The organism is Micrococcus lylae NBRC 15355 (assembly GCF_001570885.1).
Lineage (GTDB): Bacteria > Actinomycetota > Actinomycetes > Actinomycetales > Micrococcaceae > Micrococcus > Micrococcus lylae.
In genome coordinates, this window is sequence record NZ_BCSN01000014.1 from 18,835 (window position 1) to 33,534 (window position 14,700).

14 protein-coding genes and 1 riboswitch are annotated in these 14,700 nt (G+C 71.7%); of the genes, 8 read left to right on the forward strand and 6 right to left on the reverse strand.

Annotation, left to right across the window (positions count from 1 at the left end):
* Positions 1-52 precede the first annotated feature (52 nt).
* Positions 53-610 (forward strand): acyl-CoA thioesterase, encoded by a 558-nt coding sequence (locus MLY01S_RS04460; protein ID WP_067189694.1) that lies wholly within the window; start codon positions 53-55, stop codon positions 608-610.
* Positions 611-869: 259 nt separating this feature from the next.
* Positions 870-2,909: an FMN-binding glutamate synthase family protein gene (locus MLY01S_RS04465; RefSeq protein WP_067189696.1), complete on the forward strand. Its 2,040-nt coding sequence runs from the start codon at positions 870-872 to the stop codon at positions 2,907-2,909.
* Between the two features lie 129 nt (positions 2,910-3,038).
* Here the strand turns inward: MLY01S_RS04465 and MLY01S_RS12375 are convergent, their stop codons facing one another.
* The 4 genes from MLY01S_RS12375 to MLY01S_RS04485 all read right to left on the reverse strand — a co-directional run bounded on the left by MLY01S_RS12375 (position 3,039) and on the right by MLY01S_RS04485 (position 5,767).
* Positions 3,039-4,508: a hypothetical protein gene (locus MLY01S_RS12375; protein WP_135103307.1), complete on the reverse strand. Its 1,470-nt coding sequence runs from the start codon at positions 4,506-4,508 to the stop codon at positions 3,039-3,041.
* A gap of 195 nt (positions 4,509-4,703) precedes the next feature.
* Positions 4,704-4,907 (reverse strand): cold-shock protein, encoded by a 204-nt coding sequence (locus tag MLY01S_RS04480; RefSeq protein ID WP_067189701.1) that lies wholly within the window; start codon positions 4,905-4,907, stop codon positions 4,704-4,706.
* Positions 4,904-5,086, reverse strand: coding sequence for a hypothetical protein (locus tag MLY01S_RS12380; RefSeq protein WP_127913495.1), 183 nt, complete (start codon positions 5,084-5,086; stop codon positions 4,904-4,906). The genes MLY01S_RS04480 and MLY01S_RS12380 overlap by 4 nt, the downstream gene beginning before the upstream one ends.
* A gap of 138 nt (positions 5,087-5,224) precedes the next feature.
* Positions 5,225-5,767, reverse strand: a complete 543-nt coding sequence (locus tag MLY01S_RS04485) for a flavin reductase family protein (protein WP_067189703.1) — start codon at positions 5,765-5,767, stop codon at positions 5,225-5,227.
* A gap of 67 nt (positions 5,768-5,834) precedes the next feature.
* Positions 5,835-5,955: riboswitch (SAM riboswitch) on the reverse strand.
* 275 nt (positions 5,956-6,230) lie between these two features.
* Between MLY01S_RS04485 and MLY01S_RS12045 the strand changes: the two genes are divergently transcribed.
* The 4 genes from MLY01S_RS12045 to MLY01S_RS04500 all read left to right on the forward strand — a co-directional run bounded on the left by MLY01S_RS12045 (position 6,231) and on the right by MLY01S_RS04500 (position 11,117).
* Entirely contained in the window at positions 6,231-6,785 is a 555-nt protein-coding gene (locus MLY01S_RS12045) for a hypothetical protein (RefSeq protein WP_227718866.1), read from the forward strand.
* An 86-nt stretch (positions 6,786-6,871) separates the two neighbouring features.
* Positions 6,872-7,492 (forward strand): hypothetical protein, encoded by a 621-nt coding sequence (locus MLY01S_RS12940; protein WP_227718865.1) that lies wholly within the window; start codon positions 6,872-6,874, stop codon positions 7,490-7,492.
* A gap of 107 nt (positions 7,493-7,599) precedes the next feature.
* A complete protein-coding gene (locus tag MLY01S_RS04495; RefSeq protein ID WP_245232138.1) occupies positions 7,600-10,425 on the forward strand; it encodes a hypothetical protein in 2,826 nt (941 codons plus the stop codon).
* On the forward strand, positions 10,422-11,117 hold the full coding sequence (locus tag MLY01S_RS04500) for an ABC transporter ATP-binding protein (RefSeq protein ID WP_067189709.1): 696 nt from the start codon (positions 10,422-10,424) through the stop codon (positions 11,115-11,117). The genes MLY01S_RS04495 and MLY01S_RS04500 overlap by 4 nt, the downstream gene beginning before the upstream one ends.
* A 7-nt stretch (positions 11,118-11,124) precedes the next feature.
* On the opposite strand, the gene MLY01S_RS04505 is transcribed toward MLY01S_RS04500, so the two are convergent.
* Together MLY01S_RS04505 and hisD are read right to left on the reverse strand one after the other, a co-directional pair.
* The gene (locus MLY01S_RS04505; protein ID WP_067189711.1) at positions 11,125-11,487 is read right to left on the reverse strand and encodes an RNA-binding S4 domain-containing protein; all 363 of its coding nucleotides are present in this window, start codon (positions 11,485-11,487) and stop codon (positions 11,125-11,127) included.
* A gap of 3 nt (positions 11,488-11,490) precedes the next feature.
* Complete coding sequence (hisD, locus tag MLY01S_RS04510; RefSeq protein WP_067189754.1) at positions 11,491-12,804, reverse strand: histidinol dehydrogenase; 1,314 nt, start codon at positions 12,802-12,804, stop codon at positions 11,491-11,493.
* A 143-nt stretch (positions 12,805-12,947) separates the two neighbouring features.
* Here hisD and MLY01S_RS04515 point away from each other — a divergent pair, with 143 nt between their 5' ends.
* Both MLY01S_RS04515 and MLY01S_RS04520 read left to right on the forward strand, forming a co-directional pair.
* Positions 12,948-13,253 (forward strand): hypothetical protein, encoded by a 306-nt coding sequence (locus MLY01S_RS04515; protein WP_135103306.1) that lies wholly within the window; start codon positions 12,948-12,950, stop codon positions 13,251-13,253.
* Entirely contained in the window at positions 13,241-14,692 is a 1,452-nt protein-coding gene (locus tag MLY01S_RS04520; RefSeq protein WP_135103305.1) for a mechanosensitive ion channel domain-containing protein, read from the forward strand. The genes MLY01S_RS04515 and MLY01S_RS04520 overlap by 13 nt, the downstream gene beginning before the upstream one ends.
* Positions 14,693-14,700 lie beyond the last annotated feature (8 nt).

Sequence of the window (14,700 nt, forward strand, 5' to 3'; positions counted from 1 at the left end):
TGCCGCCGACACCCTCTCCACCCGGGAGTTACTCCCCGGTAGGGTTGCGTCCATGCACCTGATCTTCCGTACCGTCGCCACCCTGCTGAAGTCCCGCCGTCGCAGCCGCGTCTCCCTGTGGGAGCCCACGTCGGTCCCGTTGCGTGCTCTGCTCACGGACGTGGACATCGCCTGGCACATCAACAACGGGCAGTACTTCGGCCTGTTCGACCTCGGCCGCTTCGACCTCATGGACCGCTGCGGCCTGTGGAAGGAGTCCCGCAAGCGCGGCTGGCTGCCGGTGGTGCAGGCCGAACAGATCGCCTTCCGCCGTTCCGTGGAGTTCGGCCAGAAGTTCTCCGTGGACACCCGTTTCCTCGGGTTCGACGAGCGCTCCATGTGGCTCGAACAGCGGATCGTGGTGGACGGGGAGGTCTACGTCCGCGGCTACATCTGCGGCCGCCTGCGCGCCAAGGACGGCCGCCCGGTGAGCAATGAGGAGATCGCGGACGCCGTGCGTTCCCTCGGCCACGACCCGGAGGGCGGCCCCGGCATCCCGGAGTGGCTCCACGAATGGCGTCGGAACATCGCCCTGCCCTCCTCCCGCACCCCCGTGCCCCACACCTGGTGAGCCTTCCCGACGACGGCCCCGCCGCCTGTCGGGGCCGGCTCGCCGGCCGCTGCGGCTGGCCCGCCGGCACGGTGATGCCCGACACGTCCAGGAGGCGGCCGTCGTCGTGAACGAAACGCCACCGGCGAGGCCCCGCATGCGGCTATGCGGGGCCTTTCCGCGCCCGTCCCGTGGACGAAGTGTCCACGGCGGACACGGAATGTGAGGGGAACGTCCGTCGGTACTGTCATTCCACATCCTGATACGGCACGATGTTCGGGTGAACAACAGATTTCTCGTCATCGCCGCGCTGTCGCTCGGGGCTCTGATCGTGGTTCTGGTGGCCTCGCTGGGCAACGAAGCCTGGTGGTTCCTGGCCGTCATCCTGGTCGCCCTGGCCATCCTGGGCATCTGGGACTTCACCCAGCGTCGGCACGCGATCCTCCGCAACTACCCCATCCTCGGCCACTTCCGGTACCTGTTGGAGTCCATCCGCCCGGAGATCCAGCAGTACTTCATCGAGCGTAACTTCGACGGCAAGCCGTTCGACCGCGACACCCGATCGCTGGTCTACGCGCGCTCCAAGGGCCTCGACAACCACAAGGCGTTCGGCACCGAGCGCGACACCGGTGAGATCGGCTACGAGTTCCTCCTGCACTCGTCCGCCCCGGTGAACCCGCCGGCCGAGCCGCCGACGGTCCGCATCGGCGGGCCGGACTGCAGCCAGCCGTACGACATGTCCCTGATGAACATCTCCTCGATGTCCTTCGGCTCGCTCTCCGCCAACGCGGTGCTGGCCATGAACAAGGGCGCCGGCATGGGCGGCTTCGTCCACGAGACCGGCGAGGGCGGCCTCACCAAGTACCACCGCGGCAACGGCGCCGACCTGTTCTGGGAGATCGGCTCCGGCTACTTCGGCTGCCGCAACGAGGACGGCACCTTCAACGCGGACAAGTTCCGTGAGAAGGCCGTCCTCCCCGAGGTCAAGGGCATCACCATCAAGATGTCCCAGGGCGCCAAGCCCGGCCTGGGCGGCATGCTCCCGGCCTCCAAGATCACCGCGGAGATCGCCGAGGCCCGTGAGATCCCGGAGGACAAGGACTGCCTGTCCCCGGCCTCGCACTCGGCGTTCTCCACCCCGCGTGAGATGGTGCAGTTCATCGGGCAGCTCCGTGAGCTCGCCGACGGCAAGCCGATCGGCATCAAGTTCTGCGTGGGCTCCCGCGTGGACGTGCTGGCCATGTGCAAGGCCATGTGGGAGGAGCGCATCGCTCCGGACTTCATCATCGTGGACGGCTCGGAGGGCGGTACCGGCGCCGCCCCGCTCGAGTACTCCGACCACATCGGCACCCCGCTCACCGAGGGCCTCATGCTCGTCCACAACGCGCTGGTCGGCACCGGCCTGCGCCACATGGTGAAGATCGGCGCCGCGGGCAAGATCGCCACCGGCTCGGACATCGTCAAGCGCCTCATCCAGGGCGCGGACTTCACCATGTCCGCCCGCGCCATGATGATGGCCACCGGCTGCATCCAGGCCCAGAAGTGCCACACCAACGAGTGCCCGGTGGGCGTGGCCACCCAGGACCCGCGCCTCATGCGCGCCCTGGACGTGGAGGACAAGTCCGCCCGCGTGTACAACTACCACCGCCTCACCGTGCGCGAGGCCGTGCAGATCATGGCGTCCATGGGCGTCACCGACCCGTCCCAGCTGAACACGCGCATGCTGCGCCGCCGTGTGGACCACCTGAGCACCCGCTCCTACGCGTCCATCTACCGCTGGATCCGCCAGAACGAGCTCCTGAACGCCCCTCCGGGCGGCTGGGACATCGACTGGGAGGAGGCGGACGCCGACCACTTCGGCGAACATGCCCCGATCCAGTACCTGAACGACCACAACCCGGAGTGGCGTTCGGAGCTGCTCGTCACCCCGACCCAGCGCGCCCAGGCGAATGCGGCCGAGCGCCGCGCGTCGGCCGCCGCGGAGGAGGCGCACCCGTCGACCTCCCCGATGCCGCGCGTGACCCAGCTGGCCGAGGGCCAGTCGCTGTACGACTACTACGGCAACGGAGTCACCGGCCAGCGCGCAGTGGAGGACAGCCGCAGCACCTCGGCTGCCGGGGGCTCCACTGCTGCACAGCAGGCCCCCGTCCGCGATGAGACCGCCGAGCATCCGCACGACGACGAGCACACGGAGCCGTACGCCGCCGGCCCGTCCCAGGACGATCACGGCAACCGCCGCATCGAGGAAGGCGACGAGGACACGAGCCATGGCACCACCGAGACCGTGGAGGGCGGCGACCGCCCCGAGGGCCGCGCCTGACCCCGAGGTCGGCGCGTGACCCCGAGGGCCGTGCCTGAGCCCGCGGACCCGCCGCGGTCCCGACACGAGCCGGCCCCGGCAGACCAGACGGTCTGCCGGGGCCGGCTCTTCCGTGTGCGGGTGGGGCGGTCAGCCGCCCTGGCGCTCCTCACGGCGGCGCTGGAAGGCGGCGAAGGACCGGTAGCCGAGCGCACCGAGGGTGGCGACGCTGACGAGCAGCAGGGCGATCAGCCACCCGGGCGCCTGCCCGACGCGGGCCAGGAGCGGGCCTCGCTCCGCCCAGTCCATGGAGGAATCGTCCGTTTCGCTCTCGGAGAGGATGCTGCGCAGGTCTTCGGTCTGGTCGCCGGAGGCCTGCGGCTTCACCAGCTTCTCCTTCTGCGCGTGCTCGAGGGCGGCGAGGGCGTCGTCCTCGAGGAGACGGCCGGAGTTCTGCAGGCCGGACAGGGCGCTGTCCGAGGCGTCGCGCAGGGTGCTGTTGCGGCTGGAACCGTCGTTCGAGCCGAGGGACGGGGCGCCCTGGGCCTCGGTGGCCCCACCGGGGGTCGGCGCAGGGTAGAAGTCCAGGTCCAGCGGCTCGCCGGACGGGGACATCGCGCCGTCTCCGGGGGTCCCGGAGGCCTCGGGGCTCGGGGTGTCGTCCGTGCCGGGGCTCGGGGCCGGAGTCCAGGAGTCGTCCTGGCCGTCGGCGGACGGCGACGGGGTCCAAGAACCGGGCGCCTCGGAGGACGGGGCCGGCGTCCGGGTGCCGGGCGCGGTCGAGGACGGGCTGCCGGGGCCGTCAGGGGCCGAGGAGGCGTGCGGGGTCCACGGGGTGGACAGCGGCGGGGTCGGACTCGGCGACCGCGGGGTGTCGGACGGGCTGGGCGACCGCGGATCGTCCGACGGGCTCGGTGACCGCGGATCGTCCGACGGGCTGGGCGACCGCGGATCGTCCGACGGGCTGGGCGACCTCGGATCATCCGACGGGCTGGGCGTCGGGTCCTCGGACGGGTCGTCCGACGGGCTCGGTGACTTCGGGGTGTCGGACGGGCTCGGCGTCGGGTCGTCGGAGGGCGAGGGGGACGGCTCGCGTGACGGGGAGGGGTCTTCGGTGGGGTCGTCCGACGGCCTCGGCGAGGGGTCCTCGGAAGGGGAGGGGCCCTCAGTGGGGTCGTCAGACGGCGAGGGGGACGGCTCGCGTGACGGGGAGGGGTCTTCGGTGGGGTCGTCGGACGGGCTCGGTGACTTCGGGGTGTCGGACGGGCTCGGCGTCGGATTCTCGGAGGGGTCCTCAGTGGGCTCGGTCGGGGTACTCGACGGCGAGGTATACGGCTCGTGTGACGGCGTGGGATCCTCGGACGGGGAGGGGTCCTCGGTCGGATCGCCCGACGGGCTCTGCGACGGATCCTCGGACGGCGTCGGTTCCTCCGTGGGGGAAGCGGTCGGCTCCTCGGTCGGCTCCGGGGTGGTGGTCTCCGCACTCGACGACGGCGCGGTGCTCGGCTCGGCGGTCTCCACAGCGTGGGCCGGGCCGGCGAGCACGGCGGCAGAGAGCAGCACGCCGGTCACGCCGAGGGCGCGCGCGTGTGCGGAGCCGGTGGTGCTGCGTGCGGTCATCAGTGGGTCCCCTCCGGGCTCATGGCCGGTGCCGGGTGCAGTCAGGTCTGGATGCACGAGGGCCGGTCGGCCGCATGTCGAACGCCTGCAAAGACGATACTAGCGGCTCACCGGCCCTTGTGACACTCCTGTGTCCATGCCCTGGGCGTGGTCTCATGCCCAGGTCAGCGCCCCGCCGGGCGGGGTGTCACGGACTCAGAGGCGGGTGACGTTGGCGGCCTGCAGGCCCTTGTCGCCCTGGACGGTCTCGAACTCCACGCGGTCGTTCTCCTGGAGCTCCTTGAAGCCCTGTGCCTGGATGGCGGAGTAGTGCACGAAGACGTCGGCGGAGCCGTCCTCCGGAGCGATGAAGCCGAAGCCCTTCTCGGTGTTGAACCACTTGACGGTGCCCACGGTCATGGGGGTGTCCTTTCGCTGTGCCCGCCTGCGGTGCGCAGGCTGTCGGCGTCGGTGCCGTGCAGCGGGCTCGCGGCACGGGTGAAGCGGTGACACTGCACCGCGAAGACCAACGCCCCCTGGCCGTCAGGCCCGGGTACTGCAAGAAGACGGGTAAACAGGGAGAACTGCTTCTTGCCCATCGTCTCACGTTTCCCGACGACGGCGGTACACCGGCCGCTGTCCTCCCGGCCCTGTCGCAGGGAGGGGGACGGGCGGATGACGCGGGGCGGCCGTCGTCGTGCCTCCCGCCGCCGGCGGGCGGAGGCGATCCGGGCGGATCAGGCGAGCGGGCGCAACCCGGTGAAGGCGTTGTGGTGCAGGGCTGCCGGGGCGTGGACGTCCGTGTGGTCGGCGAAGCCCAGGACCTCCAGCAGGACCACCGTGTGGTCGCCGGCGTCCACCTCGGCGTGCAGGCGGGTCTCCAACCACAGCGAGGAGCCCTCGAGCAACGGGGTGCCCCGGCCGGTGCGGTGCAGCTCCAGCCCGGCGAGGCGGTCTCCGGTGCGGGAGGCCAGCTGACGGCACAAGTGGTGCTGCTCCTCGGCGAGCAGGGAGACGCCGAGGGTGTCCGCGTTCCGCAGACGGGCCCACGTGCGGGAGGACTTCTGCACGGAGAAGGACACCAGCGCCGGCTCCCAGGAGATCCCCACGGCGAAGGAGGAGGACACCATCACCTCGTCCACACCGCCCGACCGGCCGGTGACGGCCACCGCGCCGGTGGGGAACGCGCCGAGTCCTCGGCGCAGGTTCAGGGGTGTGATGTCCTCGTCCCAGCGCGGATGCGCGGCGGTGGCGGGGGAGAGCAGTGCGGTGGTGGTCATGCGTCGGATCCCTTCGGAACGGACGCGGCCCTGCGGTGCAGGCGGGCGGACCGACGTGTCCGCAGAGACGCTGTACTTGCCCAACCGGGGTGCCGGAGGGCCGAATCCTCACCTGGAGCACCCCACTGCAGCGTTGAGAGGGTTGCCGTCCCGCCGGCCAGGGCCGTGAATGGCGGGAACTCGTGATTCTGGGCTCCACGGTAGGAGCGGGCACGCCGGGGCGTCAAAGGTGTCGACCCTGTGAACGACACGCGAGGTCACACCGATGCCGTCGCCGTGCCGAGCAGCGGCGAAACGACGGTTTTCCTGCGCCGTAGTCTCGGCGGAGCACTGCCAGAATGTGATGCTTGACACATCTAGGGCGGCTGGGTCAGGATGACGCTACTCGAGAGAGGGGGGGGAGCTCGAGACCGCAACCCGCGGCCCCACGGCCGGTTCACCTGAAAGGGGTCGGATCATGTGGATGGACATCAAGAAGAAGCTGTCGGCGGTATCGGCAGGGGTCGTTGTGGCAGCTGCGCTGACGGCAGCCCCGGGAGCGGGGGCGGTGACCTCATCCCCGGAGGGGGGTGTCATCTCGCCGAACGCCGACTGTGCAGAGGAGAGTTGGACGACTGTCAATGTGACCTCGAATACCTTCAAGAAGTCCCATTCGGCTTATTCCTCTGTGTCTGGGGCGCCCGGCGTGACCCTCTCCATCGCGACTGGACGAACGTTTGCCGTCAGCGGGGACATTACGGGCGAGGTGTCAGGTGATGTTCGTGCAATCCTCGCGGGTGTTTCGGCCAAGGTAGGCACCCGAGTGGGTGTCACCTATTCCTCCACCAATACGATCAGTGGAGCGTGGAAGGTGCCGGCTAGCTATAAGAACGGTGGCAAGCTCGTGATTGGTGCCAAGCGGGCTAAGGGAACTTGGAAGCGCCAGATGCTGACCAGGAACTGCAAGGTAGTGACCGTGCGTAGCGGGTCGTTCACCACTCCATGGCAGCAGTTCCACTTTCAGCACTACCGTCTCTGACCCAGGGGAAGTGCTCCGGCGTCGAACTCGAAAGGTTCGGCGCCAGAGCACTCCCGTTTCGTTCACTCATGACAAGAAGGTCAATCATGTCCTCCTTCCCCCTCCTGCGATCTACTCGTTGCGCCTCGGTTATCGTCGCGGCGATTCTCTTCGGTACAGCCATGACAGGATGCTCCTCCGCCTCGGACAACAAGACGTCCAGTTCGGGGGAATCCAGTGTTGCAGCGTCATCGAGTGACCCGGCACACGCGTCCGCATCTTCTGCGGAGTCCACGGCCGCTTCCGGCGCGGGCTCGTCAGGCTCGGACGCTGAGGAGGCGCTTCCGGCCGCTCTCTTCGAGAAGGACGGGATGACGTTGGTCGAGTACTCACGCCAGCATCCGGATGCCGGCTACCTCGACCCGGCGACGGAGTCTGTGCTCGAGGAAGCGGTCGGGACCGGTTCGCAGGAGATCACCGTGGATGCACAGAAGGGTGCGGTTCTGCGGGTCATCCTGCTCTGCCCCTCGGACGCGACGGGTAAGACGGATATTCACACCTCTCGGGAAGGCGAGGACGAGAAGACGTGGATGGCCGGCTCGGAGGGTGCGTGCGGTGACTGGTCTGCGGCGACGGCTCCCGTGCCAGAGGCCGGACCCATGACCTTCACGGTCACGGTGGACAACGATTCCCCGTTCCGGGTCGTCCTGACTGCACTCTCCGAATGACGCAGCCTCGGAGAAGGGGCGCGGCGGGACGTGAATCCCCGGGAGAAGCGTCTCGCCGCACCGCTCCCGCCTGGCCGGCTCTGCCGAGCGTTCGCATGCTCCGGCTGGTGGCCGGTGCCCTTGCCCTGACACTTGTCGTGGGCCTCACCGTCCAGGCGCAGGCCACACAGCGGCTCCGGGACCTTGTCGATCGCAGCTGGCGCGGTACCTACGACCTCGTCGTCTCCGCCCCCGGTGCCGCCCCGAGCTCTGAAGCGCTCTCCGCTCCGCTGGACACGGCCGCGTGGACGAGCTCGGCCGACCGCCTCAGCACCGCCGACCTCGACCGCATCCGCGCGGTGTCCGGCGTCGAGGTCGCCGCCCCGCTCGGCGACCTCGGCGTGCGCAGCGTGGCCAACCAGGATGCCGTGATGATCGGGTACCCAGCGGACGGCAGCGTGGAGGGTCCCCGCGCGTTCGACCTGGAGGCCCGTGTCCACACCGACGACGGCCTCGGCCGCCGTCCCGTGCTCGGTATGGACACCACGCTCATCGGTTATTTCTCCGACGATGGCCCGATCGAGGACGCCCGGCCGCTGCTGGAGGACCAGGCTGTCTGCGATCCAGCTCCTCCTGAGCCCGGCCCCTGCACGGACGTCGAACTCCCCACGCTCGCCCTCGGACCCCGCGGACGCACACCCGAGCCTGCGCAGCGTGAGGTCCCCGCCGGAACCTACTGGGCCGCCCCGTGGGCGGAACCCGACCCGCAGGGCAACCGGATGGTGGTGGTGGACGCCGCGGCGGAGGCGACGTTGCTGGACCTCGGCGGCAACACGGCCGCCGCGGACGCGTTCCGTGTGCTCGCCCAGTCCTCGCCTGCCGGGTCGCTCTCCGCAGTGGTCGACCGTCTCTCGGGCGCAGCAACCGAGGAGGCACGTGCGCTCGTCGAGGCGAAGGACCGGCTCCCCGCCCACCTGCAGATCCTCGCGGACACCACCGGTCGCTCCGCGGAGTCCCTGAGCGCGGTCCCCATGCTCGCCACGAGCGTCGGCTCGGCGCCCTTGTCCCTGGAGGTGCGCGCCAAGCCCTACCGCGAACCGGCCACCCGCCTGCGCATCGAGCAGGCTCCGGTGGACCCACGGGACCCCACCGGTCCGCGCGGCATGCTCGGCCTGCCCACCTGGGAGCTGCCCACGGGCGGTCTGGCGACGCAGGAGGACGTCTCCACCTCCGACGTCTCGGGGCGGTTCGGCGGCCTCGGCCTCGGGGTCACCGTCATCCCCGTGCCCGGGCTGACCACGGGCCAGGACCCGGTCCTGAGCTATGACTCACCTCGTCTGTCTCTGGTACAGGAGACGCGCACCCTCACCCGGCCGACGACGGCGGACGGGAACCTGGCCGAGGCCGCCGGCGTGGAGACCGCCTCTGGGACGCTCCCCGGCCGGCCCGAGGTCGCCGTCGCCCGGGCCCTGCCGGCGTCCACGTCCCGCGAGTCCGCCTACTACGCGGCCACCGACGACGGGCGTCGCTTCGGCACGGGCGACGCCCCGCTGCTGGTCAGCGTGGGCACCCTCGTCCCCGAACCGGACACGGACCTGGCGGGGATCGCCCCGCTGCTCACGGATGTGGAGCTGCCCACGACCCTCGTCGCGGACCCGGACGGCACCCCGCGCGAGGTGCGTCTGCAGCCTGCCTCCACCGGCTTCGGCCTGGCCAACCAGATGCCCGCCGCCTATGTCGACGCGGCCTCGGCCGCCACCCTCGGGCTGGAACGGCCCTTCAGCACCGTGCGGGTCCGGGTGGCCGATGTGGGGGAGGACCTCACACCGGAGAACCTCGCCACGATCGACGCAGTGGCCCAGCAGCTGAAGGACGCCGGATTCGCGGTGACCACCGTGGCCGCCTCCAGCCTCTCGCCCCGGCAATTCCAGGTGGTGTCCTACCGGTTCGACTCCACCGACGGCGAAGCCCACACCGGCCCGCTGGGCACCGTGCGCCAGCTCGGCCCGGAGCTGGCCGCCTCCCAGCGGGTCTCGGCGGCGGTCGGGTCCGCGGGGACCGCGCAGGCCATGACGGTGACCGCGCTGCTGACCGGCCTGGCAGGCCTGTGCATCCTGGCGGCGGCCCGGCCGCGACGCCGTCGGGCCGGTGTGCTGGCTCTCCAGGGCTGGACGCGCGGGGCCACGGTGAGACGCCACCTGAAGGAGGATGCTCCTACGCTCATGGTGCTCGCCCTCACCCTCGCCGCGCTCACCGCGGCCGGGGCCACGACCGCACGCATCGGGGTCGAACCCCCGCTGGTGGCCGTGGGCCTCGGGGCGACGGCGGTGCTCGCCGCCGCCATCGTGACCACGGCGGTGACCGCCGCCCGTCCCACGACCGCCGACACCCGGGAGCACGCCACCCGGTCGACGGGTCCGGCCCGGCCGGCCCGCACGGCAGCCGCGCTGCTGACCCGGTGGACAGCCCGCACATGGCCGCGCCTGCTCACCGGCGCCGCCTACCGGGCGGCCGTCGCGGTGGGGGCGGGGCTGCTGGTCGCCGTCGTCCTGCAGGCCCGCCGCGAGGCTGGCACCTCCCTGCTGGCCGGGGCCGCCGTGGCGCAGGACCTGCCGTTCCGGCTGGCGTTGGGGGCGCTGGCCGCCGTCGTGGGGATGATCCTGCTGGTGCAGCTGCATCGCGTGGAGGGGGACACCGTCCGTGCTGAGGCTATCGTGCTGCTGCTGGCGGGCTGGTCCCGGGCCAAGCTGATGGTCAGGCACCTGCCCACTCTGGCCGTCGAGGCGGCCGTGGCAGGCCTGGTGGCAGGGCTCGTGCTGGTTCTGCTCACCCCGGCGGTGGACCTGCCGCCGGTGGTGGGAGCGGCCGGTCTCGGACTGCTCCTCACCCTCCTGATCACCCTGTTCACCCGGCGAGCCCAGCTCGCCCGTGCCTGGAAGGGGCAGCCCGCATGACCGCGATCGCGCCCGTTCTCACCCTCGACCGCGTGCAGGTCGGGTACCGCAGTCCGGACGGCGGCACCCGCGTGCTCATCGAGGGGTTGGATCTCTCGCTCCACCCCGGGGAGATCGTGGGGCTGTGGGGGCGTTCGGGCACCGGGAAGTCCTCCCTCATCCGCCATCTTGCCGGGCTGACGATCCCGTTGGCGGGCCGGATCCGCTACCGCAGTCCCGACGGCGGGCTGGACGGGGACCTCGGCGGGTTCGCCGCGGAGGCCCTGGCACGGTACCGGCGTGAACACCTGGGGTACGTGGACCAGTCCTGCGAGCTGATCGGGGAGTTGTCCGCGCTGGACAACGCGGCCATCTGGGTCCACGGCGGGCCTGTCGCCGGCTCGCCCCGGGACGCACTGGACACGGTCCGGACCCAGCTGGAACGCCTTGGCCTGGGGCACCGGCTCGGCGCACCCGCCTCCCGGCTCTCCGGCGGCGAAGCCCAGCGGGTGGCGATCGTTCGGGCACTGGCCAAGCACCCGCACCTGGTCGTGGCCGATGAACCCACCGGGCACCTCGACGCCACCACGGCCCGCGAGGTCATCGCCCTGCTGCGCGAGCACGCGCAGGCTGGGTCCGCGATCCTCGTGGCCAGCCACGACCCGCTCGTCCACGCTACGGTGGACCGGGCCGTCCGGGTCGGTGAGGACTGACTCGCCCTCAGCGCCGGCCCCGCAGCCGGTCGATCTCGCGGCGCTCCTTCTTGGTGGGCCGCCCGGCGCCGCGCTCGCGCACGGGCACGGCGAGCAGCTCGCGGGGGATCGGCGGTGGCGAGTGGTCGATGTACTGCCGCTGCGCCACCGGGGCGCCCACGCGCTTGGAGATCAGCCCGGTGACCTGCAGGATGCGCTCGCGGTGGTCTTTGCGCAGGCGCACCGTGTCCCCGACCGCCAGGGTGTGCGCCGCCTTGACGGGCTCCCCATTGACGCGCACGTGTCCGCCCCGCACCGCAGCGGTGGCGGCCGAGCGGGTCTTGTACATGCGGACCGCCCACAGCCAGGCGTCCAGACGGACGGCGCTCACCAGTCAGCTCCGGCGGATCCGCATGGCGGCGCCGTGGCCCTCCAGGCCCTCGTCATGGGCCAGGGCGCTGACACCGTCGATCAGCTCCTCCAGGCCCTGCGCGTCGTAGCGGATGAGCTGCTGCAGACGCAGGAACGTCACGGTGTTCAGACCGGAGGAGAAACGAGCGGTGCCGGAGGTCGGCAGCACGTGGTTGGACCCGGCGGAGTAGTCGCCCAGCGGCACCGGGGTGTGCGGGCCCACGAAGATCGCGCCGGCATGGGTGACCCGGCGGGCCACCTGCTCCGGGTTGCGGGTGTGCACCTCCAGGTGCTCGGCGGCGTAGGCGTCCGCCACCTGCACCGCATGGTCCATGTCCCGCACCAGCAGGACGCCGGACTGCGGGCCGGTCAGGGCGGTGCGGATCTGCTCGGCCAGCGGTAGCCGCGGGGCCTGGCGCTCCACCTCCGCCAGCACGTCCCGGACGAGCTCCTCGGAGTCCGTGATGAGCACCGAGGCGGCCAGCGGGTCATGCTCGGACTGGCTGATCAGGTCCGCGGCCACCCATGCGGCCTGCGCCGTGCCGTCGGCGATCACCGCGATCTCGGACGGGCCGGCCTCGGCATCCACGCCGATCCTGCCCAGCAGCGCACGCTTGGCCGCGGCCACATAGACGTTGCCCGGACCCGTGACCATGGCGACGGGCGCGCAGACCTGCGTGCCGTCGTCGTCCTTCACACCCAGGGCGAGCATCGCGACGGCCTGGGCCCCGCCGGCGGCGTAGACCTCGTCCACGCCCAGCAGGGCGCAGGCGGCCAGGACGGTGGGGTGCGGCAGGCCGCCGTGCTCGCGCTGCGGCGGGGAGGCCACGGCCAGGCCCTGCACACCGGCGGCCTGCGCCGGCACCACGTTCATCACCACCGACGACGGGTAGACGGCCCGGCCTCCGGGCACGTAGAGCCCCACGCGGTCCACCGGCACCCAGCGGTTCTCCACGATCGCGCCGTCGGCCAGCTCGACCTCCGTGCCGGAGGGCACCTGCGCGGCGTGGACCTTCCGGGCGCGGCGGATGGACTCCTCCAGAGCGGCGCGGACCTCCGGGGCCAGGGTCTGGAGGGCCTGCTCGATCGCCTCGGCCGGCACGCGCAGGGCTGGGGCACGCACGCCGTCGAAGCGCTCGCCGAGCTCCAGCACGGCCGAGGCCCCGCCGGTCCGGACCTGCTCGATGATCGGCAGGACCGCGGAGACGGTCGAGGACACGTCCACCTCGGCGCGGGGCACCACGGCGTCCAGGGCAGTGTCCGCGGCGGCGTCGCGCAGGTCGGTGACGGAGAGCATCGGTGAACCTCCAGGCTGGTCGGTCTCGTCCGGCCGGCCGATCGGCTGGAAGCCCTCGCTCCCCGCGGTGCCGGCCACCGGTGTCCAGCCTCCATTCTGCGCTCTCCCGTGAACCGTCCGGGGCCAGGTGTCAGACTGGTGACATGCCTGTAGCCGCCGCGCCGATGCCCCTGTTCCTCTCCGGCCTGTTCTCCGCGACACAGCAGGAAGGCGTGCCGGAGGAGGTGCAGCAGGGCGCCGACGCCACCGTCCGCGTCCTCGGGCTGGAGCTGGCCACGCTGCTCGGTGTGTGCGGGGCCTTCGTGCTCGGCTGGGCGCTCGTCTTCCTCGGCTTCCTGGTGGTCCAGGCCGTGCTGTTCAAGAGGCGGGCACTGGCCGGGCGTCTGCGCCGGCTGCGGCACCCGCTGGGCTGGCGCTCGGCTTCAGCATGTCCCGCGTGGCCCTGGTGACCATGGCGAAGGCCCCGGCACGGGAGGCGGCGTGGTTCCCCTTCGTGTCCTTCCTGCTGCTCGCCGCCTTCGTCGGCTGCCTGGCCTGGGCCGCCGTCCGCGCGGTGAACGTGGTGGAGGAGCAGGTCCTGGACCGCTACCGCGAGGCCGGTGTCAACGACCGCCGCGAGCGCAAGGTCCGGACCCAGACCGTGCTCATCCGGCGCATCCTGCAGGCGGTGATCGTGGTGGTGGCCGTGGCCGTCGTCCTGCTGACCATCCCGGCGGTCCGCTCGCTCGGTGCCGGCCTGCTGGCCTCGGCCGGCCTCATCTCCGTGATCGCAGCCCTGGCGGTGCAGTCCACCCTGACGAACGTGTTCGCCGGCGTGCAGCTGGCCTTCACCGACTCGGTGCGTGTGGGGGACGTGGTCACCATGGACACCACCTTCGGCACCGTGGAGGACATCACCCTGTCCAACGTGGTCCTCAAGCTCTGGGACGGCCGACGCATGGTCTATCCCTCCAGCCAGTTCACCACCCAGCCGTTCGAGAACTGGACCCGCGTGGGCTCGGCCGTCTCCGGCACCGTGGAGATGGACGTGGACTGGCGGGTGCCCATGGAGGACCTGCGTGAGCGCCTCAAGGAGCTGCTCGCCTCCACCGACCTCTGGGACGGCCGCGAGGCCTCCATGCAGGTCACGGATGCCGTCGGCGGCATGGTCCGCATCCGCGCCGTGGTCTCCGCCCGCACCTCCGGCGACCTCTGGGACCTGCGCTGCCTGGTCCGCGAGGACCTGGTGAACTTCATCCGCCACGACCACCCGGAGGCCATCCACGCCCAGCGCCTCAGTGCGCTCGAGACCCCGTTCCGCCCGGGCGGTCTGACCGACGACGACGGCACCGCCTCCGCTTCGGGCCTCCCCTCGTGTGCGGGGTCGGCTCCGGCCTCGTCCGGAGCGGCTCCGGAGGGTGGCTCGCCTGCTTCCGAGGAGCGGGGAGGCGCAGGCAGGGCCTGTGCAGGCAGGGCTGGCACCGGCGCAGAGGAGGCCGGTGCGGTTGAGAGGGGCGCCGGGCAGAGGAAGGCCGGTGCGAAGGACGCCGGAGGCGACGTCGCGGCGGCACCGGCCGACCGTGAGGGGTTCCACCCGCCGACGGCGCGCCTGCCGCGCGTGGACGGGGACACGCGCCCGCAGATCGGCGCGCAACCGACCGCACCGCTGGCCCGCGTGGGCGAGGACACCTCCATGTACACCGGCTCCATCACCGCGGTGGAGCGCAACCGCGAGTTCGCCGGCCCCGGCGAGGACGCCTACGCCGAGCGCATGGCCAAGGTCCGCGCCGAGCGTGAGGAGGAGAGCCGCGGCGCCGAGCGGGAACAGGAGCGCCGCAGCGCCGGGCGTGAGGAGGCCGGACGGGACGACGAGGGCGTGCAGCGCGCGAAGCCCGAGGCCGACGACTGAGCGCAGGC